This window comes from Nocardia camponoti, from assembly GCF_014646135.1.
GTDB lineage: Bacteria > Actinomycetota > Actinomycetes > Mycobacteriales > Mycobacteriaceae > Nocardia > Nocardia camponoti.
In genome coordinates this window covers 1,480,583-1,502,078 of sequence record NZ_BMMW01000001.1, presented here as the reverse complement: position 1 = coordinate 1,502,078, position 21,496 = coordinate 1,480,583, and the positions used below count along the sequence as shown (strand labels likewise).

The 21,496-nt window shown below is 63.7% G+C and carries 23 protein-coding genes; 15 read left to right on the top strand and 8 right to left on the bottom strand.

The window, feature by feature from the left end; translation table 11 throughout:
* Positions 1 to 44: 44 nt before the first annotated feature.
* The 5 genes from ilvC to IEX78_RS06900 all read left to right on the top strand — a co-directional run bounded on the left by ilvC (position 45) and on the right by IEX78_RS06900 (position 5,526).
* Positions 45 to 1,046 carry a ketol-acid reductoisomerase gene (gene ilvC, locus IEX78_RS06920; protein WP_188828296.1) on the top strand — a complete coding sequence of 334 codons (1,002 nt, stop codon included), beginning with the start codon at positions 45 to 47 and terminating at the stop codon, positions 1,044 to 1,046.
* 134 nt (positions 1,047 to 1,180) lie between these two features.
* Positions 1,181 to 2,539 (top strand): DUF2252 domain-containing protein, encoded by a 1,359-nt coding sequence (locus tag IEX78_RS06915; protein WP_188827916.1) that lies wholly within the window; start codon positions 1,181 to 1,183, stop codon positions 2,537 to 2,539.
* Positions 2,540 to 2,564: 25 nt separating this feature from the next.
* Positions 2,565 to 3,446 carry an AAA family ATPase gene (locus IEX78_RS06910; protein ID WP_188827915.1) on the top strand — a complete coding sequence of 294 codons (882 nt, stop codon included), beginning with the start codon at positions 2,565 to 2,567 and terminating at the stop codon, positions 3,444 to 3,446.
* A gap of 133 nt (positions 3,447 to 3,579) precedes the next feature.
* Positions 3,580 to 4,956, top strand: coding sequence for a vWA domain-containing protein (locus IEX78_RS06905; protein WP_188827914.1), 1,377 nt, complete (start codon positions 3,580 to 3,582; stop codon positions 4,954 to 4,956).
* 45 nt (positions 4,957 to 5,001) lie between these two features.
* Positions 5,002 to 5,526 (top strand): DinB family protein, encoded by a 525-nt coding sequence (locus tag IEX78_RS06900; RefSeq protein ID WP_188827913.1) that lies wholly within the window; start codon positions 5,002 to 5,004, stop codon positions 5,524 to 5,526.
* On the opposite strand, the gene IEX78_RS06895 is transcribed toward IEX78_RS06900, so the two are convergent.
* Positions 5,523 to 7,985 carry a tetratricopeptide repeat protein gene (locus IEX78_RS06895; RefSeq protein ID WP_229683749.1) on the bottom strand — a complete coding sequence of 821 codons (2,463 nt, stop codon included), beginning with the start codon at positions 7,983 to 7,985 and terminating at the stop codon, positions 5,523 to 5,525. The two genes, IEX78_RS06900 and IEX78_RS06895, sit on opposite strands and share 4 nt — an antisense overlap.
* A 147-nt stretch (positions 7,986 to 8,132) precedes the next feature.
* Here IEX78_RS06895 and IEX78_RS06890 point away from each other — a divergent pair, with 147 nt between their 5' ends.
* From IEX78_RS06890 to IEX78_RS06875, 4 genes are all read left to right on the top strand, one after another.
* The gene (locus tag IEX78_RS06890; RefSeq protein ID WP_188827912.1) at positions 8,133 to 8,588 is read left to right on the top strand and encodes a carboxymuconolactone decarboxylase family protein; all 456 of its coding nucleotides are present in this window, start codon (positions 8,133 to 8,135) and stop codon (positions 8,586 to 8,588) included.
* A 147-nt stretch (positions 8,589 to 8,735) separates the two neighbouring features.
* Positions 8,736 to 9,113 carry a nitroreductase family deazaflavin-dependent oxidoreductase gene (locus tag IEX78_RS06885; protein WP_229683748.1) on the top strand — a complete coding sequence of 126 codons (378 nt, stop codon included), beginning with the start codon at positions 8,736 to 8,738 and terminating at the stop codon, positions 9,111 to 9,113.
* Between the two features lie 95 nt (positions 9,114 to 9,208).
* The gene (locus tag IEX78_RS06880; protein WP_188827910.1) at positions 9,209 to 9,859 is read left to right on the top strand and encodes a hypothetical protein; all 651 of its coding nucleotides are present in this window, start codon (positions 9,209 to 9,211) and stop codon (positions 9,857 to 9,859) included.
* A 172-nt stretch (positions 9,860 to 10,031) separates the two neighbouring features.
* Positions 10,032 to 10,592 carry a hypothetical protein gene (locus tag IEX78_RS06875; RefSeq protein ID WP_229683747.1) on the top strand — a complete coding sequence of 187 codons (561 nt, stop codon included), beginning with the start codon at positions 10,032 to 10,034 and terminating at the stop codon, positions 10,590 to 10,592.
* Here IEX78_RS06875 and IEX78_RS06870 read toward each other — a convergent pair.
* Positions 10,570 to 11,910, bottom strand: coding sequence for a DNA cytosine methyltransferase (locus IEX78_RS06870; protein ID WP_188827909.1), 1,341 nt, complete (start codon positions 11,908 to 11,910; stop codon positions 10,570 to 10,572). The two genes, IEX78_RS06875 and IEX78_RS06870, sit on opposite strands and share 23 nt — an antisense overlap.
* Positions 11,911 to 12,219: 309 nt before the next feature.
* Here IEX78_RS06870 and IEX78_RS06865 point away from each other — a divergent pair, with 309 nt between their 5' ends.
* Positions 12,220 to 12,828, top strand: a complete 609-nt coding sequence (locus tag IEX78_RS06865; protein WP_373291543.1) for an NgoMIV family type II restriction endonuclease — start codon at positions 12,220 to 12,222, stop codon at positions 12,826 to 12,828.
* A gap of 4 nt (positions 12,829 to 12,832) precedes the next feature.
* Here the strand turns inward: IEX78_RS06865 and IEX78_RS06860 are convergent, their stop codons facing one another.
* From IEX78_RS06860 to IEX78_RS06850, 3 genes are all read right to left on the bottom strand, one after another.
* On the bottom strand, positions 12,833 to 13,606 hold the full coding sequence (locus tag IEX78_RS06860; RefSeq protein ID WP_188827907.1) for an HNH endonuclease: 774 nt from the start codon (positions 13,604 to 13,606) through the stop codon (positions 12,833 to 12,835).
* 248 nt (positions 13,607 to 13,854) lie between these two features.
* Positions 13,855 to 14,220, bottom strand: coding sequence for a VOC family protein (locus IEX78_RS06855; protein WP_188827906.1), 366 nt, complete (start codon positions 14,218 to 14,220; stop codon positions 13,855 to 13,857).
* Between the two features lie 44 nt (positions 14,221 to 14,264).
* Positions 14,265 to 15,059 (bottom strand): DUF5919 domain-containing protein, encoded by a 795-nt coding sequence (locus IEX78_RS06850; RefSeq protein ID WP_188827905.1) that lies wholly within the window; start codon positions 15,057 to 15,059, stop codon positions 14,265 to 14,267.
* A 200-nt stretch (positions 15,060 to 15,259) separates the two neighbouring features.
* Between IEX78_RS06850 and IEX78_RS06845 the strand changes: the two genes are divergently transcribed.
* The 3 genes from IEX78_RS06845 to IEX78_RS06835 all read left to right on the top strand — a co-directional run bounded on the left by IEX78_RS06845 (position 15,260) and on the right by IEX78_RS06835 (position 16,301).
* Positions 15,260 to 15,442, top strand: coding sequence for a hypothetical protein (locus IEX78_RS06845; RefSeq protein WP_188827904.1), 183 nt, complete (start codon positions 15,260 to 15,262; stop codon positions 15,440 to 15,442).
* Positions 15,439 to 15,768, top strand: a complete 330-nt coding sequence (locus IEX78_RS06840; RefSeq protein ID WP_188827903.1) for a Clp protease N-terminal domain-containing protein — start codon at positions 15,439 to 15,441, stop codon at positions 15,766 to 15,768. The genes IEX78_RS06845 and IEX78_RS06840 overlap by 4 nt, the downstream gene beginning before the upstream one ends.
* An 86-nt stretch (positions 15,769 to 15,854) precedes the next feature.
* Complete coding sequence (locus IEX78_RS06835; RefSeq protein WP_188827902.1) at positions 15,855 to 16,301, top strand: NUDIX hydrolase; 447 nt, start codon at positions 15,855 to 15,857, stop codon at positions 16,299 to 16,301.
* Here IEX78_RS06835 and IEX78_RS06830 read toward each other — a convergent pair.
* Genes IEX78_RS06830 through IEX78_RS06820 form a run of 3 tightly spaced genes read right to left on the bottom strand, consistent with a single transcriptional unit; the run spans position 16,298 to position 19,082 of the window.
* A complete protein-coding gene (locus IEX78_RS06830) occupies positions 16,298 to 16,930 on the bottom strand; it encodes a hypothetical protein (protein ID WP_188827901.1) in 633 nt (210 codons plus the stop codon). The genes IEX78_RS06835 and IEX78_RS06830 overlap by 4 nt on opposite strands.
* Positions 16,931 to 16,959: 29 nt before the next feature.
* The gene (locus IEX78_RS06825) at positions 16,960 to 18,252 is read right to left on the bottom strand and encodes a hypothetical protein (protein WP_188827900.1); all 1,293 of its coding nucleotides are present in this window, start codon (positions 18,250 to 18,252) and stop codon (positions 16,960 to 16,962) included.
* A 47-nt stretch (positions 18,253 to 18,299) separates the two neighbouring features.
* A complete protein-coding gene (locus tag IEX78_RS06820; protein WP_188827899.1) occupies positions 18,300 to 19,082 on the bottom strand; it encodes an MHYT domain-containing protein in 783 nt (260 codons plus the stop codon).
* A 394-nt stretch (positions 19,083 to 19,476) separates the two neighbouring features.
* Here IEX78_RS06820 and IEX78_RS06815 point away from each other — a divergent pair, with 394 nt between their 5' ends.
* Together IEX78_RS06815 and serA are read left to right on the top strand one after the other, a co-directional pair.
* Complete coding sequence (locus tag IEX78_RS06815; protein ID WP_014987157.1) at positions 19,477 to 19,680, top strand: cold-shock protein; 204 nt, start codon at positions 19,477 to 19,479, stop codon at positions 19,678 to 19,680.
* Positions 19,681 to 19,853: 173 nt separating this feature from the next.
* Positions 19,854 to 21,452, top strand: coding sequence for a phosphoglycerate dehydrogenase (gene serA / locus IEX78_RS06810; protein ID WP_188827898.1), 1,599 nt, complete (start codon positions 19,854 to 19,856; stop codon positions 21,450 to 21,452).
* The last annotated feature ends 44 nt before the right edge of the window (positions 21,453 to 21,496 follow it).

Below are 21,496 nucleotides of genomic sequence, written 5' to 3'. Positions count from 1 at the left end.
GGGACTATCCCTCATCTAGAAAGGACTTCCAAGTGGCAGTCGAGATGTTCTACGACGACGACGCTGACCTGTCGATCATCCAGGGCCGCAAGGTCGCCGTGATCGGTTACGGCAGCCAGGGCCACGCGCACTCGTTGAGCCTGCGCGATTCGGGTGTCGACGTGCGCGTCGGCCTCGCCGAGGGCTCCAAGTCGCGCCCCAAGGCCGAGGAAGCTGGCCTCACCGTCGGCACCCCCGCCGAGGTTGCCGAGTGGGCCGACGTGATCATGGTCCTCGCGCCCGACACCGCCCAGGCGTCGATCTTCACCAACGACATCGAGCCGCACCTCAAGGACGGCGACGCGCTGTTCTTCGGCCACGGCCTCAACATCCACTTCGGGCTGATCAAGGCTCCGGCCAACGTCACCGTCGCGATGGTCGCCCCGAAGGGCCCCGGCCACCTGGTGCGTCGTCAGTACGTCGATGGCAAGGGCGTTCCCGCGCTCATCGCCGTTGATCAGGACCCGACCGGCGAAGGCCAGGCGCTTGCCCTGTCCTACGCGAAGGCCATCGGTGGTGCCCGCGCCGGCGTCATCAAGACCACCTTCAAGGAAGAGACCGAGACCGACCTCTTCGGCGAGCAGGCCGTCCTCTGTGGTGGCACCGAAGAGCTCGTCAAGACCGGCTTCGAGGTCATGGTTGAGGCTGGCTACGCCCCCGAAATGGCGTACTTCGAGGTGCTGCACGAGCTCAAGCTCATCGTCGACCTCATGTACGAGGGTGGCATCGCCCGCATGAACTACTCGGTGTCGGACACCGCTGAGTTCGGTGGCTACCTTTCGGGCCCGCGCGTCATCGACGCGGGCACCAAGGAGCGCATGAAGGCGATCCTGACCGACATCCAGGACGGCACCTTCGTGAAGCGTCTCGTCGCCAACGTCGAGAACGGCAACACCGAGCTTGAGGGCCTGCGCAAGGCCAACGCCGAGCACCCGATCGAGGTCACCGGTGCCAAGCTGCGTGGTCTGATGAGCTGGGTCGATCGCCCGATCACCGAGACCGCGTAAGGTTTCACCCTGCTGAAAGGCCCGTTCGCTTCTTGCGAGCGGGCCTTTCGCGTTGGTGTAGGCGGCCGGGTTGTCACCGCACGGTGACCCGCTGGTCCTTGCTCATAGGCGGTCCGAGCGCAAGACTTGGTCGAATGACTACGGCTGCGGAATATGATCGGCGGGCGGAAGAAGTCGGCAAGCAGGCTCGCAAGCGGGTATCGCGCAAGGAGCTGGGGGAATGGGGCGCCGAGCCTGGTCGACCCGACCCCGTTTCCATTCTGGAAAAGCAAAACAAGCAGCGCGTCCCGGAATTAGTGCCGATTCGCATGGCACGGATGGCGATTTCGCCGTTCACTTTCCTGCGTGGGTCGGCCGCGATTATGGCCTACGACCTTGGCTGTCATCCCGATACTGGGCTCTACGCGCAACTCTGCGGCGACGCGCATTTAGCCAATTTCGGCCTTTTCGGCACCCCGGAACGCAACCTCGTTTTCGACGTCAATGACTTCGATGAAACGCTGCCAGGGCCATTCGAATGGGACGTGAAACGGCTCGCGACCAGCGTCGCCGTCGCCGCGCTGGTCAACGGGTGTACCGACGAGGAAGCGGCTTCGGCAGCTGAGGCGTCGGCGAGCGGCTACCGGCGCGGCGTCGAAGCGATGACCAAGCTCGACAGCCTGTCGATCTGGTACGACCGCGTCGACGCCGAAGAAGTGCTCGCCAACATTCCCAAGCACAAGTTCCGCAAAGCGGCCGAAAAAACGATGGAAAAGGCGCGCAGTCGAACCAGTTTGCAGGCGCTCAACAAACTCACCGAGCCCGGCCCGAACGGGGTTCCGCAAATTAAGAACCAGCCGCCGCTGCTTGTGCCGATTGGGCTTTCCGACGAGAAAGCCGTGCACAAGGTGCTCACCGACTACCGCGCGAGCCTGCCCGATCAGATGGACGTGCTGCTCGACCGCTACACCGTTGTCGATTACGCGATGAAAGTCGTTGGCGTTGGCAGCGTTGGAACTCGTTGCTACATCGCGCTTTTGATGGATAAAGAGTCGGGCGCGCCGCTGTTTTTGCAGCTCAAGGAAGCCGATACGTCGGTGCTCGCGCCATATACGAAGCCGAGCAAATACACCCAGCAGGGCCAGCGGGTTGTCGAGGGCCAGAAGTTAATGCAGGCCGCGAGCGACATTTTCCTTGGCTGGGCGACCGGCGTGCAGGGCGTTGACTTTTATTGGCGCCAATTCCGCGACATGAAGGGCTCGGCCGACATCAGTTCCATGACGCACAAGCAGATATCGAATTATGGCGGGCTGTGCGGCGGAGTGCTCGCGCGTGCGCACTGTCGATCCGGCGACCCGATCGCGCTGAACGCCTACATCGGCTCGGGCGACAAGTTCGACAAGGGCATTCGCGATTTCGCGATGGCGTATTCGGATCAGAACGACGCCGACTACCACCGGCTGCTTGCCGCGATCGCCGACGGCGAAGTGAAAGTGGCCGCCAACCCGTACTGATCGCACCCGTTTTAGACTGTTACTGATGAGTAAGTTATTTGCGTCGGTCGACGAGGTGACCCAGCGCCTTGCCGCGTCGGGTTACCTCGGTTCCGTCGACATCGCCACCGCGGTCTTCCTCGCCGACCGCCTCGGCAAGCCGTTGCTGATCGAGGGCCCGGCTGGCGTTGGCAAGACCGAGCTGGCGAAGGCCGTTGCCGCCGCGACCGACGCTGAGCTGCTGCGATTGCAGTGCTACGAGGGCATTGACGAGGCGCGTGCGCTGTATGAGTGGAACCACGCGAAGCAGTTGCTCGCGATTACGGCGTCGGATTCAGTCGGCTGGGACAGCACGCGCGACCACGTTTTCGCCGAGGAATTCCTGCTCGCGCGGCCGTTGTTGGCGGCGATTTCTAGCCCGACGCCGACGGTGCTGTTGATCGACGAACTCGACAAGGCTGACGTCGAGTTGGAGGGTCTGCTGCTTGAGGTGTTAAGCGATTTCCAGGTGAGCATCCCGGAATTGGGCACCGTGCGCGCCCGCCGTCGACCGTTCGTGATTTTGACGTCGAACGCCGACCGCGAGCTGTCCGAGGCGTTGAAGCGTCGCTGCCTGTACCTGCACATCGACTACCCGAGTGCCGAGTTGGAACGCCAGATCGTGGCGTTGAAGGTGCCGGAACTTGATGCGGCCCTGCGTGATTCGGTGGTGACGACGGTAGGCGCGTTACGTCAGCTGCCGTTGCGGAAGGTGCCGTCGATCGCCGAAACCGTCGACTGGGCAAGCACTTTGGTCGCGTTGGGTGCGCGGACTTTGGGTCGTGAAGTGGTGCGGTCGACGCTTGGGGTGCTGTTGAAATACCAGTCGGATCATCGGGTCGCGATTGAGAAGTTGGCTTTGGACCCGCGAGTGGATGGGCTGGAATGAAGGGCCGCGTGCTTGAGCGTGACGCAGTTCGTCGAGTGCGCCGGGCGGACGGGTTTCGCGCGACCGCCGTCGGTGTCGCCGCGCCGACTATGGCCCGGGTTACGCGCAGGGCGTTCGAGGCGGGCGGCGCGCGATGAGTGCTCCTTTGCGCCCGATCGATTCCCAGCGTCTCGTAGACTTCGTCACCCTCCTGCGTGCGCACGGGGTGCATGCCGGGCCGAGCGAGACGATCGATGCCGCCGACGCCATCGTCGCGCTCGGCACCGACGACCCGCGCATTCTGCGGTCCGGGCTCGCCGCGTGCCTACTGCGACGCAACGGTCAGCGCAGCGTGTTCGACCAGCTCTTTGACCTGTTCTTCCTCGACATTCCGCGTCCCGTCGTGCGCGCAGACGCCGACCCTGCCGCGATGCGCGAGAAGCTGACGTCGGCCTTGGTCGCGGGCGAGGACACCGCGAAGCTCGCGCGCGAAGCGCTGGAAACGTTCGGCGCGTACGGGGGTGCGGGGGAGACGGCCAACCGGATCAGCAACGCGTCCGGTGCGGGCTGGTCGTCGTACATGACGATGAAAACCCTTAATCCCGACCGCATTACCGAGCAAGTTACTGAAATGCTAGGCGGTTCAGGGCAATTCGACGCGGCGGTGCACAGTATCGAAGCGCGACGTCGCGTCGAGCGTTTCCGCACCGAGGTCCAAACCGAAGCGAGACTGCGGTCAGCGCAGTTGCGCGGCACCGACTATATCGCGCGACGCGGCGTCCAATCAGGCTCGGAGGCAATCGATTTCCTCGGTGCTCGCGAGCAAGACCTGGTCGAGATGCGCAAGCTCGTGCACCCGCTCGCTCGCAAGCTCGCGACGCGCCTGGCGGCTCGCCGCAAGAAGGCCGTGCGTGGGCAGATCGATATGCGTCGGACACTGCGTCGCTCGATGGCGACGGGTGGCGTCCCGATCGATGTCGTGCTGCGTGCCCGCGCGCACGGTCGACCGGAACTCGTTGTGCTAGCTGATATTTCGGGCTCGGTGACCGGCTTCGCGGAGTTCACGCTCACCCTGGTCCAGGCACTCCAAGACCAATTCAGCCGAGTCCGCAGCTTCGGCTTCGTCGACTCCTGCGCTGAAATCACTGACTACTTCCGCCCGGGCGAACCAACGGAACCGGGCTTAGCGACCCGCATCGTCCGCGAATCCCCGGTCGCCCGTTACGGTTCGAGCAATTACGGCGAGGCATTGCAGGGCTTCGTAGACAACTACCTAGACGCACTGGGCCCACGAACCAGCCTCCTGATCTTGGGCGACGGCCGAACAAACCGCACCGACCCAAACCTCGCCGCTTTGCACGCGATGATGGACAGCGCAAAGCACGCGTACTGGCTGAACCCTGAACCATCACGTTCGTGGGGCACCGGCGATTCAGCGGCCTTGACGTACGCGGAGTCGATCACGATGCACGAATGCAGGACGGTAGCGCAGCTGGGAACAGTAATCACCCGCCTTTTGCCTGCTGGATGAGGTGCAACGCTCGAATGTCTCAGGCCCACCGCCTACCGTGACCCCATGACCAAACCCGCTCTCTCCCAAGAACGAACCGACCTGCTTGAGATGCTTGCTCGGCATCGAGGGTTTTTGATTTACACCACCCGTGGGCTCACCGCCGAGCAAGCCGCGGCCACGCCCACCGTCAGTGCGCTCAGCATTGGTGGGCTCATCAAGCACGTTGCCGAGGTTGAAGACACCTGGGCTCGGTTCATCGTCGAAGGACCAGCCGAGCAGCCCGACTTCAGCAACCCCACTCCCGAGCAGATCGCCGCTTACACCAACGGGTTCAAGATGGTCGACGGCGAAACGCTCGAATCGCTGCTCGCGAACTACGCCGAAGTTGCCGCGCGCACTGAGGAACTCGTCAACAATCTGCCTGATCTCGATGCGACGCAACCACTTCCGGAAGCTCCCTGGTTCGAGCCCGGCGCAACATGGAGTGCCCGTCGCGCCCTCATGCACATCATCGCCGAAACGTCGCAGCACTCCGGGCACGCCGACATCATTCGGGAGGCCATCGACGGGCAGAAGACCATGGGCTAGCGGGCACTGGCGAGGGGCGAAGCCAGCAGTTCGTCGGCCTTCGCGCGGTGCGTTGCGGCGGCGTTGGGGTCGCTCTCCTCAAGCACCAGCGCGATTCCCTGATGCGCCGCCGCTTCCTCGTACCGATGCCCCAGCTCAGGCGCCATTTCCAGCGCCTGCCGGTGCAGCGCCAACGCCTCGTCGGGCTGTCCCGCCAACCGGCAGGTTTCGGCGTAGGCGTTGAGGAAGTGGATCTTCCAATGCTCCTCGAACAGCTCGTCGAGCAGCGCGAACGCTTCGCGGTGACTGGCCAGCGCTTCGTCGTACCGGCCCATCCGACGCAACGCGACGCCCGCGCAGTTCAAACACCATGCTTCGTTGTGCTTGTGTCCGTCTTCGCGGGCGGAAGCCAGTGCGGCGTCCAGGTGGGTTAGCGCGGCGGCTGGGTCGGCGGGGGCAAGCGCGACACCTAGGGCGACATGCGCTTGCAACACGTCCGCATGCGAAAGTGCTTCGGTAGCAAGGGAACTCGCTTCCTCGTACTGGCCGAGTTGCACCTTCGCCCATGCCTCGCTCGCGAGCGCATGCGCCGCACTCGACGGGCAGCCGCCCTGCTCGTATAACGCGCGAGCCTCACGGAACAGGTCGATCGGACCAGCGACATCGCCTTCGTCCCAACGCAATTGAGCACAGCGCATGCTCAACTCAGCGCGCGGAAGCGGATCGCCGAGCCCGGCAACGAGCGGCGCGGCAGCCGCATACGCTTCATGCGCTTCGCTCATTCGGCCCGCGTTGTAACGGGCGAAGCCCAAATCGCTGTGCGCTTCGGCTAATTGGAGCGGATCTCCCAGCGACTGTGCCGCCACTAGCGATTGCTCGAACAGCGCGTTGAGATGCGTTGTCCCACAACGTCTTGCGAAGTAGGCGCGGAGGAACCGCGGCAATTCGCAAACGTGTACTGCCGCACCAACTTCCACTGCCGCGTAGAACGCCGAGATGAGGTTCGTGTACTCGGTGACGAACCAGAAAAACGCGACGTCTTTGTTCGGGAAGGTCGGCATTGCGGCGGGCGGCGACCCCGCCGAGACCGGGCGCGTCGGCGAGAGAAACGGCATCGCGGCGTCAGCGGCGGCGGCGGTGTGCACGTAGTAGTCGAGGACACGGCCAAGCGCGCGTTCACGATCGGCGTCGCTGTCGGTGTCGAAGGTCGCCCGTCGGGCGTGGTGGCGGACCAGGTCGTGCAGGCGATAGCGGCCGTCGGCCGGTTGCTGCACGAGATGCGCGTCGAGGAGGTCTTCCAAGATCGCCTGCGCGGTGCGTAGCGGCACCCCCGCGACGGCGGCGGCGACGTAATCGGTGAAAGTCGAGCCCGGGATGAGGCCGGTGAGCCGGAACAGGCGGGCTTGATCGCGGTTGAGTTGGCGCACCGACATCGAAAACGCGGTGTCGAATTCGCTTGGGCCCTCGGCCATTCTCTCAACGAGGATGCCGACCGACCAGCCCGGCCGGTGCCGCAGCCGCGCCGCCGCCAGTCGCAATGCCAGCGGCAAATTCCCGCACAGCCGCAGCACTTCGGCGGTGTTGTCGGGGTCGCGGGCGAGTCGGCCGTCGGGGCCGCGCGGGTCACCGCTCGCCCGCACCAACAGTTCGGCGCTTTCCTCGGGCGTGAGCACGTCGAGCGTCACGGGCGGTACGTCGTCGAGTTCGACGAGCCGGTTTCGGCTAGTAATGATCGCGACTGACTCGCCCGCGCCGGGCAACAATTGCGCGACTTGGGCGGCGTCGGCGGCGTTGTCGAGCACGATCACCGCGCGCAGCCCGGCCAACTCCGACCGCCAGCACGCTGCCCGCACCTCGACGCCGCCGTCCTGAGGAACCTTCTCCGACGGCACCCGCAGCGCCGACAGCAGCGCGCGCAACGCGGCGTCGGGGTCGAGCGGTGTGCGGCCGTCGGTGAAGCCATGCAGGTCGAGGTAGAGCTGGGCGTCGGGGTAGTCGGCGGCGAGTTGGTGCGCGGCGTGGACCGCGAGCGACGTTTTGCCGACGCCAGCCATGCCGTCGATCGCGACCACGCGGTTCGCCTTCACGGCGGCGAGCACGTCGGCGAGGGCGGTTTCGCGCCCGGTGAAGTCGGGGATGTCGCGTGGCAGGTCGTTGCGTGGCGCGCCCGGCGGCGGGCTCGGCGGTGCGATCTGACGGCTTGTCTTCGGCGGCGCGGGCAGCAGCGTATTCGCGCGCTCCCACAGCGGACGCAATGGACGCGGGTCGCGTTTGACGAACCGGCACAGCTCGACGACGGCCGACCACGGCGGCACGGTCTGCCCAGCCAGATAACGCGACAGCGACGACGAACTCAGACCCGTTTCGCGGGCAAGCGCCCGCACCCCCAGCTCCGACAGTTCCTGCACCATGCGCAGGCGTGACGCGAACTCATGGCGCGGATCTTGCGGGTGGTCCATCGTCTCGCCTTCTTGTCCCATGTGGGCACAAAAATCTTTGCCTGACAACGCGGTGGTGGGACGGTGTCGCACTGTCCCACGGTGTCCCACGCCCATCGTAATCCGTGGCGCGACCGGCTGTTATTGAGTCACACCGCAGCGAGCGGAACGAAATCGAAGGAGAAGAAAATGCAGTCTCGGATGGCGAACCCGGCGATGGTCCTCACCGACGCGATGGGCCCGATTCAGTCGTTGCTGAAGGCGGTGCAGAGTGGCGGTGTTGAAGGGGAATTGCTCGAACTGGTCCACCTGCGCGTCAGCCAGATCAACGGGTGCAGCGCCTGCGTCGACGGTGGCGCGAAGACCGCGCGCAAGGCCGGTGTCAGTGAGGAGCGCCTGCACACCGTCGCCGCCTGGCGCGAAGCCCCGTACTTCAGCGACGAGGAACGCGCCGCGTTGGCGCTCGCTGAGGCGGCGACCCGCTTGGCCGACCGCCCCGACGCCGTCACCGACGAACTTTGGGACACGGCGGCGAGCTACTTCGACGAGCGCCAACTGGCCGCGATCGTGCTCATGATCGGCGTGACGAACATGTTCAACCGGCTCAACGCGACTACGCGCCAAATCGCCGGCCAGTGGGGCTAACTGGACACCTGTTCACCAGGCTCTCATGGCGGAAATTCGACCCCATTTTTCTCCATGAGAGCCTGCTGACCGCCCGCCAATAATCTAGAAAGGGAACACATCATGGGCGCCTTCTCGCGTTGGATGCAGCACACAATGAACAACCGCATGAATCGTAAGATCCGCAGTGGCAACGGCACTTTCATGGGTACGGACGTGCTGATTCTGCACACCATCGGTCGCCGCAGCGGAACGCCACGTGACACTCCGGTCTCCTGGTTCCCGGGCCCGGACGGCAGCTGGGAACTGGTCGCGTCGGGCGGCACCGACGGCGACCCCGACTGGTTCCGCAACCTCATGGCCCACCCCGACCAGGCAACGGTCACGCTGCCCAATGGCGACCCGGTCGCGGTCACGCCGCAGGTACTCACCGGAGCTGACCGCGCGCAGTCGTGGAATTCGATCGTCGAAGCGCAGCCGCGGTACGGGAAATATCAGGCGAAGGCGGGGCGCGACTACAACATCGTGCGGTTGGCAACCAATTAGCTAGCGCATGTCGATTGCGCAACAGAAGCCCGGTGGCCGTGCCGAGAAATCTAAAATACTTGGCAGGCACGGGCGGCTGGAGAGCGGAGGTAATCGTGGGCTACCCCGGTTATCCGCAGTACGGACCACCGCAGCAACCACCTTCGCGCTGGCCGTGGATCCTCGGCATTCTCGTTGTTGTCGCCGCGCTGATGGTTGGCGTGATCGCGGCCGGAATCATCATTATCGGCCGTGAGCGCAACTCACGAGCAAACGATGCGAGCGCGACCGTTGCCACGACGGTAGTGGCGGGCCCGGGTGCGACGGCGGTCGTCCCGCCCGCTGCCACGGCTCCGCCTGCGGATCCGTCAACGCAGACAGTCGGTTCGCTGCGCGGCCAGGCGAACGCCGACCTCCCCGTCGTCTCAGCCACCATCGCCGACCGGTGGGTACCCCAGATTTCGGCGAAGCAGCCGGGTTTGGTCGCCACCGACTTCGACGGTCGCATGGTGAACTGGACCAACAGCGAGATTCTGGCCCAACACCAGCGCTTACGTCAGCAGTTTCCGGGCGCCCGTTTGGTGTGGAGCAACGATTGGACCACCTTCGACTTGGACGGTTGGTGGATCACGTTGGGCGGGGCGTCGTACTCGGACCCGGCGTCGGCAAACGCCTGGTGCGACGCGCACGCATTGAGCGCCGACGATTGCTTCGCGAAGTTGGTGAGCAATAACCGGGGATCGGCGGGGACGACGCAGTATCGGTAGGGGTGCCGTGGGAATTGGCATTTTCGTGCATTCGTTTGGACTTTCGCCCGGAAATCGAGGGCTTGCGCGAACGAGTGCACGAAAATGCCACATGTTTGGCAACCAGGTGGTTGCGCTGGGGACGAGCTTGGTTGTACCCGCGGATCGCGGAGATTTCAGGCATTCTAGGTGGGTGAATGATGTTGTGCAGCAATTGGTTACGGTCCTAGGCGTTCTACTCGGGGCCACAAGCACCTTCGCCTTCGCCGCCGTTAGTGAACGGGCCAAGTGGCGACGGGCGGAGCGCTCAAAGTGGGACGAACGCAGGCTCGTCGCGTACAACGAGTTCGCCCATGCGTTGAAGGGGTACTCGCTGGTGTCTATGCGTATGGCCGCTACGCGGGGATACCCGGCTGCGGCGCAACCCATTGACCTGACCGAGGGTGTCGAGATGCTCGGGCAGGCAACTGAGGCGAAGGCGCTCAAGTGGGAAGCGTTGTTGCTGTTGGGCTCACCTGACGCGGTCGCGGCAGGTCGACGATGGAACAAGGCGGTGTGGGATCTCAGCCATGTCGGAAACGGCATGGAGACCAGCCACGCCGACTACGTAGAGCGGTATGAGGAATGCGGCCGACTCCGTAACGAGTTCTACGAAAGAGCGCGCCTTGACCTGGGTATCGGCAGCGGCGAGCTCCCGGTCGGCGACCAGGCGTGGTTGCCGCCGGGGAGTCTCAGCTCACCCGCGACAAACTAGTCCGGTAATACTCATGCCGCGCGTGGTCCTTCTGGCCAGTGAAGGCGCGAAACTCGCCCAGCCGGTAAGCGAAGCCAGCTGGAAGTTCCACCTTCTCGACGTGGAAGTCCCTGTTCAGCAAGCTAATTCGGCGGTCAATCTCCGGGTCGTCGAGTTCGACGCCCGACTCGCGCGCGATCTGCTCCGCTGTGATGAAGTCATGACGCTCACGCAGGACTCGGTAGATCGGGTCGGTCGAGCTGTCGACTGAGCGGTCGACCGCCGCCCCTTCGTGGCGCAAAGCGGCTGCGATGGATTCACCGATAGCGCGAGCCACCGGGGGTGGGAAGGCATTGCCGATTTGGCGGTACTGCGCTGTCTTTTTTCCAGCGAATTGCCAAAGGTATTCTGGGTCTCCTGCTGGCGCTTCTTTCTTAAGCCGCTTCAACTGCTCAGGCTTTGACGGGTCGTAAAATACCCAGCCCTGCAATCTGGCGACCATCTCGATGGTCAACTTAGGGCCGAATTCCGTCATGGGGCGTTTGGCGTAGGGAGGTGCGGTGTCATGCACGCCGTAGCCGTCGACGCCCAATTCGGCCCAGGCGCGCTTGGCGCGAGTGGGCCCGAGATCGGCTCCGCCGTGTTTTTTCGATCCGCCTACGACGGTGGGGGCGATGCGATTGGCATTGCTCGCCCACTCATCCGCCTCAAGCCATCCGTCCGCGCTCATCAGCGCGTGGAGCGCTTCGCCGACCGTCTGGACATCCGATTGAGGTTCTGGCCACTGGAAGTACTGGAACTCTTCGGGCCGCATTGCGACTAGCACAAAACGCGGTCGCAGTTGGGGAACCCCGTACTCGGACGCCTGGATGAGGCGCCAGTCCGCCTGGTACCCCATTTCGCCCAGGCGATCAAGAACGTGTTGCCGGTACCCTGCGAAGCGAGGCATGCTCAGACCGCGCACGTTTTCCAGCATTAGCGCTCGAGGCTGAATAATAGCGACCTGCTCGATTGCCCAGGCGAAGAGGTCGCGCTCGTCTTCGGCACCCAGCTGTTTGCCTGCGATCGAGAACGGGGGACAAGGCACGCCGCCGGCCAGCAGGTCGATCGGCACACCGTCTCGGCCTTCCGCGTTAGGCGCGAACGATCGGGGATCGAAGACGGCGAGGTCGGCAACGTCGCCAATCGCAACCGTCCAATCCGGCCGATTCAAGCTCAATGTTTCAGCCGCGATGCGATCTAGCTCGACGGCCAGCACATGGTCAAACCCGGCGAGCTCAAGGCCGAGAGCCTGCCCGCCCGCACCTGCGCAGATCTCGATGACGCTGAGTTGCTTCATAAGGTGACCTTTCGCGTGCGGGGGACTGGGTCAGAACTCGCAGCCCCTGACCACAGCCGGTTGAGCGTATCCGAACGTGTGAGCGATAGTATTCGATCCCGTTCCGGTGCGTCGCGCTCACGTCCCACTGCTGGCGCACTCAGTCAAGGCGGAATTTATTGCGGGCGTGGCGCGCGGCGGATTTCACGCGCTAGATGTGCCACATAGGGATGGCATTTCAGGGGCCCGGCTCGGGTGGAAGAAGAGCAGCAAGAACAAGTTGAAGTGGCGTTGGGTGCCCAACACCACCGACAACGCCGCTAGCCTGCGATTGGCAGCGCTGGCGCTCGACTATCTCGGCGATCCGAATCCCAACGACAGCGCGGTCGACCCTATTTCGCTGCCGGACCGAGCCTTGACCCGGCTCGCGCGTGGGACGTCCCGCGTCGGCAGAGCATCGTCAACTATGCGCAGTACCAGCACTTGGCGGCGAGCGACGAGGCCATCGAATCCAACCCGAACTTACGAGTCACGTTGGGTACTGACTATCTCATCAACCCAGATATGCATGTCGGGCTTGCAAACACCCCGACGAAGACCGATCGACTGTGGATGCACGCGGCTCTGGTGTGTGAGTGGACGATCCGCTCCGACCGTGTGGAGGACATTCGCCACGAGAACAGCAACATGATCCGCCACGGCCGAGGTTGCCTGCCGCACCTCGTCACGGTCACGGCTGAACGCCTGCCCGCGCGACTGGCCTCGATCGCACGCGGAACAGGCGAGGTAGACGCGACGTACCAAATTTGCTACGACGCGATGGCGTACGCGATCAAGGAAACCGGCACGTCGGAGCAGAAAGATACGTGGGCTGAGGTAACGGGACAGGCCCGCTTGCTGGATTACGCGGATTTGGCTGAGGCACTCGTAGTTTGGTAGCGCCTCATACGGAACTCGTTGCGCGGGCGAGAATTTCGACCAGAGCGTCACGCTCTTTCGCGCTCAGCAGGCGGCAGCGATCGTAAACGATGTCCACCCTGGACCGTGTCCGATGGCCATGTCGTAACCAGGCGAGCAGCGTTTCCTTCTCTGCGCGCTTGAGCCCCTTGATTTCCGGGTGCAGCTCGTTGAGCTGGGTCGGCAGCCCCGCCTCGTCACGCACGGGCTCATTGCACCGTTGGCATTCAACTTGCAGGTTGTCGAAGTCGTTTGATCCACCGAGACTACGTGGGATGCGATGCCCAATCGTCACGACAGCGGGGCTGTGGGGCGCTTCCGGGTAGGGCTCGCCGCTCCCAGTCCCACAGTGAACGCAGCGACTTCCGCCTTCTTCCAAGACCCGGCGACGCACCCCGCTGCGGATGCTTTCTCCGGCGCTTGGCTTCTTTCCTAGCGCTGGATGCCAGCCCTTACTGCGGATGCGATATTCGTTGGTCTTTAGCGAGCTGTCTTCCTGCTGGGACGGGAGCTGCCATTGAAGCGCTCGTAGCTCGCGAAGGCGGCGTCCGAAGTGTTCGTCGGTGACGGGCCGATCTTCGTCACCGAGAACTTCCCTAAGCTCCCGGATGGTGAATGTGTCTCCCACCTCCTTGTTGAAGTGAAGCCACGCCGCGATGCGATTCGTAGCGCCAAACTTCATCTTCTTGTTGGGGTACTGGGTTAGGTTCCACCAGAGGACACCCTTAACGAATGCGGTGTCCGGGTACTGCGACGACAAATCTTCCCCTGTTGCATTGAGCGCTAAGCACTTTCGATATTGCCCGGTATGTCCAGACTAGGTGGACTCGCGAAAGATATCGAGGAGTTCGTCGCAAGTGCGAGGTTCGATGACGGTGGTTGTGAATCGAGGGTTGCGGGGGCGTGAGTGTCGACACCGAACCGTTCGGCCTTACGCCTGCGAGACCTGGACAGTCCCTCTTGTCGTACCGACCGCGGGTGCGACTCTGCGGGTTGAACCTGTGACGATCAGTCCAAGCAAAACTCGTTTCCCTCCACATCCCGCATCACCAAACAAGATTCGTTCTCCTCGTCCGCGAGCAAGAGTTCGACGCGGGTCGCGCCTAGGGCTACCAAGCGCGTGCATTCGGCCTCCAGTGCGGCAACTCGTTCCTCGCCTACCAGCCCGGTCCCAACTCGCACGTCAATGTGGACCCGGTTCTTGACCACTTTTTCTTCCGGCACCCGCTGGCAGTACAGGCGTGGGCCGACCCCGGCCGGGTCGATGCAGCAGTCGCCGCGTTGCTCGTAGCCCAAGGTGGCAGCCCAAAACTGCGCTACCCGTTCAGGATTGGCGCAATCGAAGGTGACTTGGATCGTTCTTGCCGAGGTCATTAGGCGACCTTAGGGTGCCAGCCAGTTCTGCGACCACTGAAAATTCACGATTCCCGCGGATTGCTCAAACCCGCGCCACGCCACAGTGATTCGAACGTCGTCGCCATCGCCTCGCGCAGTTCGCTTCCCGTCGCGACAAACGTTGGGCAGTCCAATCCCCGCGCCTGCGGCAGGTACGGCTGGAACGCGCACAGCTCGTCGACCCGGATGATGTTCAGCCGTGGAGGTGCGCAATAGGTGCGGGTCGTCAAAGTGCCTGCGGCACTACGGGTTTTGCGGGCGATTCGCTGCATCATCGCGCGATTAATCGCGATCAGCGACGTGAGGGTGCCGCGAACTTGGCCCTCCTCCGCTTCACGTTCGTCCGTGTGCCGGCTTGTTGGATCGAGAAACAAGCAGCGGATCTCGGTGCCAGATTCCAGCAGCGCGGTTATCTGTCCATCGGAGACCTGCTGGCAAAACACGTTGAGGGCGATGCCAAGGAGGTCGATTCGACGCGCGCCGGCGAAGAGTTCCGTTGGCGGGTAGTCGCGGAGGAAGTGGTTGCGGGTTGGGTAAGTCGTTGTCAGGTACCTCGCCGCTGACGGGGCTGGCGACGAATCGGCCGAAAACAGCGTGCGCACCGGATGGCCGGGGAACATCGCCTCAAGCACTCGACAGTGGTGGGGGAGTGGCAAGCCAGCCAGGTCGCCGGACAACCACTTGTAGAACTGTGCCTTTCCGGGGCCCGCGCCGACGAGGTCGGGCTCAACCCGTCGCGCCACCGCGTTGTACTCGCGGCTGAACGCGGAGTGGGTTTGCCAATGGCGCTGGCGGAGCAGCTCTTTCAACGCGGTCACAGCGATATCCCTCCGGCAACAACAGTGAGGACGATCACGAGCGGCTAATCAGGCGCACACGAGACTATGCCGGACTAAAAGAGACAAGAACAGTGCCCCAGGGCGACGCGACGAGACTCCCAGTTTCGCCACAGTGTTCTCATGCCCAAAGATTCGAATTGCCAAGTGGTAATTGACATCTTGCTCCCAGGAGTACCAGCATGAAGACGGTCGCGATCGTTGGTGCGGCAGTGGTTCTCGTGACCTTGGCTGCCACGGGCAGCGCCGCAGCGGTCAGCTCGGGCCAGTGCGAAGGCGACGGCCGGATCGTCACCCGCATGCACGACGGCCATGCGTGGTGCATCGGCGGCTTCTACAACGACATGGAGGTCCTGTTCTCATGACCGAACGCGACAACAGCATCACAACCATCACCGGCTGGATGCCGCCCGGCGCCGAGCGCATTCTCCAGCTCGCCGCCCAAATCTCAGCGGAGCGCGGGTACAACTACCTCGCCGACGAACACCTCCTGCTCGCGATGCTTGACCATGAGCGCTCGTTCCTTCGCCGCATCTGGCCCGCGGACGCCGAGCTCACCGTCGACCAGCTCCGCGAAAAAGCTATCGCGGCACTGCCCCCGGTGCAGCGCCCAGAAACAGGCCCGACGGCACCCGTCCACGTCGAAACTGAGTGGTTCGGCCCCCACGCCGACGAAATCACCCGTCGCTAAACAAGATCAGCACGCTTTGGTGGCGGCGTTCGTCGAGTAGCTTTCGCCACCAGAGCGTGCTCACCGACAACCGTAAAGTTGACCCGGTGGAAGACGCGAAGTATCGCTCGCTCGTTGGCGTGCACCTGGTGTTGATCGACGAGCGCGGGAGGGTCCTGCTTGGCAGGCGGGTCAATACCGGGTTCGGGGACGGGCTGTTTCATGTGCCAGCGGGACACCTCGAAGCGGGGGAGTCCGTGATCGACGGGCTCATCCGTGAGGCCAACGAGGAAATCGGCATCGAAATACCATGTGAGGCATTCGAATTCGTGCACGTCATGCACAGCGGCGCGAAGGATGGTCGCGTGCAGATGTTCTTCCGGACCAGGCACTGGAATGGTCACGTGACGAACCGTGAGCCGGACAAATGCTCGGAACTCCGCTGGTTCGACCCGCAAAACCTACCAACCGACATCGTCGACTACTGCCGCCAAGCACTCGCCGCGATTACCGCAGGCGAAGCCTTCTCCCTCTACGGCTGGGACGAGTCCTAAACCGGGCGCACCTTAATCGCATCGCGCGAAACGAAAACGTCGTAGGTGCCCGGCGACGCGACCACCGCGTTCCCATAGGCCGAACGCACGAAAGGTGCCGTGTACCAACGTCGTTCGTTCATCGACTGAAAGAAGTCGGCGTCGCTCCCGTTCAAGAAGATGTGGTCCTGAGCAACCGCTTTGCCGTCGAGCCGCTGACCGAACAGTCGCGACACCTTGTACCCCGAGTGGAACCCCAGCGCGTTGACCCACGGCTCAAGCTCAACGATGTTGGCCTGCAACGCCCAAATATCGCCTTCAACTCGGTGCACCGACCGAACCGGCCCGTCATCGGTGAACAGCGTCAGCCCCAGATCGAGCAGATGCTGCTGTCCCGCAACAGGTTTCGCGACAACATGCGCCGCCTTAATCTCACCCGTGAGCCCCAAGTAGGTCTGCAAGAGGGTGGCGATCCACAACAGCACCACGGCGACAAACGCGATCACCACACCGGGAATGCCACGCGCGAAAACCATCCGCACATCGCCGCGCCGAAGCGCGACAACCGCCCAACCAAGCAGCGCGATCGAACCAATTATCAAGGCGAGCAGGAAAATCTGCGCGACGCCGAACGTCACGGGAAAACTCATGCAAAGAGTAAACGCCAAAACCCGCGATTTCACGCACCATACGGGTCAACCGGCGCGGGCCGCACCCGCACCAACAACGCGATCGCCAGCGAGCAACCGATCGCGACGCACATCGCGACCGTCGCGGGCACCGGACCGCGTTCATGCCCGATCGCGCGATACCACGACTCCGAATACGCCAACTGGTCCACATCGGGATCGGCCAATGCCACCCCAAGCGAGGGAACGAACAACACGACGAGCCCAACCACCCCCGACGCCGGATCGGCTGGCAGCCCGGTCCCGACGCAATACCCAACGGCAGCACCAAGTCCCATGCACCCGATCACCGCCACCGCGCCCGGCGTTGCCCGGAAACTCGTATCGGATGCCAGCGTCAACGCCGCCATCACGGTCACGCACGCGGCCGCGGCGCTCGGTCGACGCCAATGCAGCCCCGCGTACAGCCCGACGCCGACGAAAATCAACGTCGCGCCATCGACCCACCCCGGCCGCGGCAACGTGACAACCAAACTGCCCGCCACCGAAAACGACGTCATCAGCAGCAGCAAAACCCCGTCGCGCCCGGGCAAAATGAACGCCGCCGCCGTTGCCGCGAGCACGGTCGCCACGCCACCAATTACCAACGTCAGCGCGCTGTCTTTGTCGGCGGCGATCGCGAGCGCACTGACCAAAATCGTCGAGAACAAGATCACCGCGGCAAACACCGGCGCGAGCGGAATCGCATCGTCGGTAATCGCATGCGTCGCGCCCGAGGTGGCCGCGAAGTACCCGAGCGCAAGCACGCTCGCCCCGACGAACCACAGAGGCAACGTGCCGCCGAGGACGCTGTCGAAGCCGTCATTGTCGCCGTCGGTTGGGGTTTCGGTGAGGTCGCCGAGCACGGTCGCGCCGACCATCGCGAACAGATAAACCCCGCGCTGCACCCGATCACGCCAGACGGCGACGGCGATCGCGCCAACCACCGCGCCCGCGAGCAGCGCGTCGATGAAATTCAACGTGGGCAAGGAAAGTCCGGTGAAATGCGACCGGTCGCTGATCGGCAAGATCACCAGGTGGTTGAACAGGATCCCGGCTTGTCCAAGCAGCGCGGTCCATAACGCGGCCCGGGTGCTGCTCGCCGCGACAAGCACGGCGGCGGTGGTGACCGCGACGAACGCGGCCGCGCTCATCACCCGCGGAATATTGAAAACAAGCAGGTCGACGTGCACGAAGCTGCCCAAATTGGAAAAGCTCAGCGGCAGCATGATGCTCAGCACCGCGACCGACGTCGCGATAAACACGGTGACGCTCTCGGCGGCCGAACGCGGAGTCGCAGTCACTCGCGCAGCTTATCGACCTCACCCTGCAAAAAGCGGTAAGCGAGGCGTCAGTTCTGTCCGCTTGGCCAGTACCGGCTCGCGCGCTGGCCGTTTACCGGGCGGGTGAGGTTCGGGTCTTCGGCTTCGGTGATGCCAACCTGCATGAGCAAGATCAGCGTCACCATGCTGATGCCGATGATGAGCGGGGTCAGGAGCTGGGCCGCGGTGGCGCCCGACGCGTGCGCGGCGTGCATGCTCGTGTGCGCCGACATCGACATCATGCCGGTGTAGTGCATGCCCGTGACGGCGACGCCCATCAGCAGCGCGGCCCCGATCGTGGCCCAGATGCCGTGAATATGCAGCGCGAACCACAGCGCGGCCGTCGACGCGGCAACGGCGATCACGAGCGAGACGGCGACGACGAGCGGTTCGTAGATGATCGTGACGTCGGTGCGCATGGCGTACATGCCCGCGTAGTGCATCGCGCCGACGCCGAGTCCGGTGATCGTGCCGCCGACGGGCAGGGCCGCCGAATCCCAACCGCGCCGCACGACGATCGACAGGCCAAGCCAGACGACACCCATTGCGATCACCGCGCTCAACAGCGTCACGGGAACGTTGTAGCGAATAGTCGCTTCGCTGACTGAAAATCCGAGCATCGCGACAAAATGCATCACCCAGATGCCTGTTCCACCAAGTGCGACTGCTGCTGCGGTAAGCCAACCGCCGTGGTTGCCTGATGCGCGCGAGCGAACCATGCAACGCAGCGCCAGCATCGACCCGATGACTGACATCAGATAGGCGAAAGTCGGGGTGACCCAGCCATAAGTGAAATGGTCTATGTTCAGCACGAGCTGCTCCCTATGTGATTTCCCAGCGAGGCGTGTTGGCCCTCACAAACAGGGAAAGTACGCTGGTAGGAAATTTGCCGTACTCGAATTATTGAAAATGTAAAGGGCCGCTGACATGTCAGTGAAAAGTTCGAACTGTTCACCAGGGCGGTAACGGACGCGAGCAGGCCAGTCGGTACGTAATGCGTGCGAACAACAATGGGCATCCCCACAGCTAACTGTCTGGCATATCCCCAGCATCCAGGCGTTTTAGTGGTGTTTGCCAAGGTTGCGACGTTGGCTTCCTCACAATCAACAACCGGATGTGTGGAGTAATTGCCCGAATCGTGGCATTGTGGTCGGCGAGACCGGGACCGGACTATTAGGACCTGGCTCGTCTACAGAAGGTTTTAAAATGGCTCAGGGCATTGTGAAGTGGTTCAACAGCGAGAAGGGCTTCGGCTTCATCGCACAAGACGGCGGCGGCCCCGACGTCTTCGTGCATTACTCCGCTGTGAGCGGCTCGGGCTTCCGCTCCCTCGACGAGGGTCAGCGCGTTGAGTTCGAGATCGGTCAGGGCCAGAAGGGCCCGCAGGCACAGGACGTTCGCGTCCTCTGAGTTCCTGCGCGACCACGTCGTAGTTGAAGCTCCGCACCAGATGGTGCGGAGTTTCCGCGTTTCATGGCCCTTTTCGCCCAGCCGGGTAACCCGGCCGCGACGGCTCCGACAAGCCCCGACTATTCTGGGCCGCGGTAACTGCCGACCCTATTCTTGTTCAGGAGTACCCCACAGTGAGCCAAGCAGGCCGTCCTGTAGTTCTGATCGCCGACAAGCTCGCCCAGTCGACCGTCGACGCACTCGGTGACGGTGTCGAGGTTCGCTGGGTCGATGGCCCCGACCGCGCGGCACTGCTCGCCGCGGTCCCCGACGCTGACGCGATCCTCGTGCGTTCGGCAACCACGGTTGATGCCGAGGTCCTCGAAGCGGGCAAGAAGCTCCAGATCGTCGCTCGCGCGGGCGTTGGCCTCGACAACGTCGACGTGCCCGCCGCCACCGAGCGTGGCGTGATGGTCGTGAACGCGCCCACCTCCAACATCCACACCGCCGCTGAGCACGCGGTCACGCTGCTGCTCGCCGCCGCGCGCCAGATCCCGGCCGCTGACGCGACCCTGCGCGAAAAGACCTGGAAGCGCAGCAAGTTCAACGGTGTCGAGATCCTCGGCAAGACCGTTGGCGTGATCGGCCTCGGCCGCATCGGTCAGCTGTTCGCGCAGCGTCTCGCCGCGTTCGAGACCAAGATCGTCGCGTACGACCCCTACACCTCGCCGGCCCGCGCCGCCCAGCTCGGCATCGAACTGCTGACCCTGGACGAGGTGCTTGAGCGCGCCGACTTCCTCTCCATTCACCTGCCCAAGACTCCTGAGACCAAGGGCATGCTGAACAAGGAGACGCTGGCGAAGACCAAGCCGGGCGTCATCATCGTCAACGCCGCGCGTGGTGGCCTCATCGACGAGCAGGCGCTCGCCGACGCCATCAAGTCCGGCCACGTGCGCGCCGCTGGCCTCGACGTTTTCGAGACCGAACCCTGCACCGACAGCCCGCTTTTCGACCTTGAGCAGGTCGTCGTGACCCCGCACCTCGGCGCTTCCACGTCTGAGGCGCAGGATCGCGCTGGCACCGATGTCGCCAAGTCCGTGCTGCTCGCGCTGGCTGGCGAGTTCGTGCCGGGTGCGGTGAACGTCACCGGCGGTGCAGTGAACGATGTCGTCGCCCCGTGGCTCGACGTTGTCCGCAAGCAGGGCGCGCTGCTCGGTGCCATCGCCAACGAGCTGCCGGTCAGCATCGAGGTGCAGGTCCGTGGCGAGCTTGCCTCGGAAGATGTTGCGGTGCTTGAGCTTTCGGCACTGCGTGGCGTGTTCTCCGCGCTCGTCGAAGATCAGGTCACCTTCGTCAACGCGCCGTCCCTCGCGAAGGAGCGTGGCATCACCGCCACCGTCACCACCGCGACCGAAAGCCCCACCCACCGCAGCGTCGTCGACCTGCGCGCCGTGTTCGGCGACGGTTCCACCCTCAACGTCGCGGGCACGCTCACCGAGCCCAACCTCGTTGAGAAGTTCGTCAACATCAACGGCCGCAACTACGACATGCGCGCCGAGGGCCTCAACCTCGCCGTGCTGAACTACAGCGACAAGCCGGGCGCGCTTGGCAAGATCGGTACCCTGCTTGGCCAGGCCGAGATCGACATCCTCGCCGCGCAGCTGAGCCAGGACGTCGACGCCGAAGGGGCAACCGTCGTGCTTCGCGTGAACCGCGAGGTTCCCGCCGACGTGCAGACCGCGATCGGCGAGGCCGTCGGTGCCGCGAAGGTCGTCCAGGTCGACCTGGTTTAAGAAGTAGTTTTCGACAGTCGCGCGCCGTCCTTGTTCGAAAAGGG

Excerpts from the sequence above, each read along its gene's own strand:
- IEX78_RS06910 (WP_188827915.1), top strand. The coding sequence starts at position 2,565 with ATGAGTAAGTTATTTGCGTCGGTCGACGAGGTGACCCAGCGCCTTGCC.
- IEX78_RS06895 (WP_229683749.1), bottom strand. The coding sequence starts at position 7,985 with ATGGGACAAGAAGGCGAGACGATGGACCACCCGCAAGATCCGCGCCAT.
- IEX78_RS06905 (WP_188827914.1), top strand. The coding sequence starts at position 3,580 with ATGAGTGCTCCTTTGCGCCCGATCGATTCCCAGCGTCTCGTAGACTTC.
- IEX78_RS06830 (WP_188827901.1), bottom strand. The coding sequence starts at position 16,930 with ATGAGTTTTCCCGTGACGTTCGGCGTCGCGCAGATTTTCCTGCTCGCC.
- IEX78_RS06870 (WP_188827909.1), bottom strand. The coding sequence starts at position 11,910 with ATGAAGCAACTCAGCGTCATCGAGATCTGCGCAGGTGCGGGCGGGCAG.
- IEX78_RS06840 (WP_188827903.1), top strand. The coding sequence starts at position 15,439 with ATGACCGAACGCGACAACAGCATCACAACCATCACCGGCTGGATGCCG.
- IEX78_RS06890 (WP_188827912.1), top strand. The coding sequence starts at position 8,133 with ATGCAGTCTCGGATGGCGAACCCGGCGATGGTCCTCACCGACGCGATG.
- IEX78_RS06855 (WP_188827906.1), bottom strand. The coding sequence starts at position 14,220 with ATGACCTCGGCAAGAACGATCCAAGTCACCTTCGATTGCGCCAATCCT.
- IEX78_RS06845 (WP_188827904.1), top strand. The coding sequence starts at position 15,260 with ATGAAGACGGTCGCGATCGTTGGTGCGGCAGTGGTTCTCGTGACCTTG.
- ilvC (WP_188828296.1), top strand. The coding sequence starts at position 45 with ATGTTCTACGACGACGACGCTGACCTGTCGATCATCCAGGGCCGCAAG.
- IEX78_RS06900 (WP_188827913.1), top strand. The coding sequence starts at position 5,002 with ATGACCAAACCCGCTCTCTCCCAAGAACGAACCGACCTGCTTGAGATG.
- IEX78_RS06815 (WP_014987157.1), top strand. The coding sequence starts at position 19,477 with ATGGCTCAGGGCATTGTGAAGTGGTTCAACAGCGAGAAGGGCTTCGGC.
- IEX78_RS06885 (WP_229683748.1), top strand. The coding sequence starts at position 8,736 with ATGAATCGTAAGATCCGCAGTGGCAACGGCACTTTCATGGGTACGGAC.
- IEX78_RS06915 (WP_188827916.1), top strand. The coding sequence starts at position 1,181 with ATGACTACGGCTGCGGAATATGATCGGCGGGCGGAAGAAGTCGGCAAG.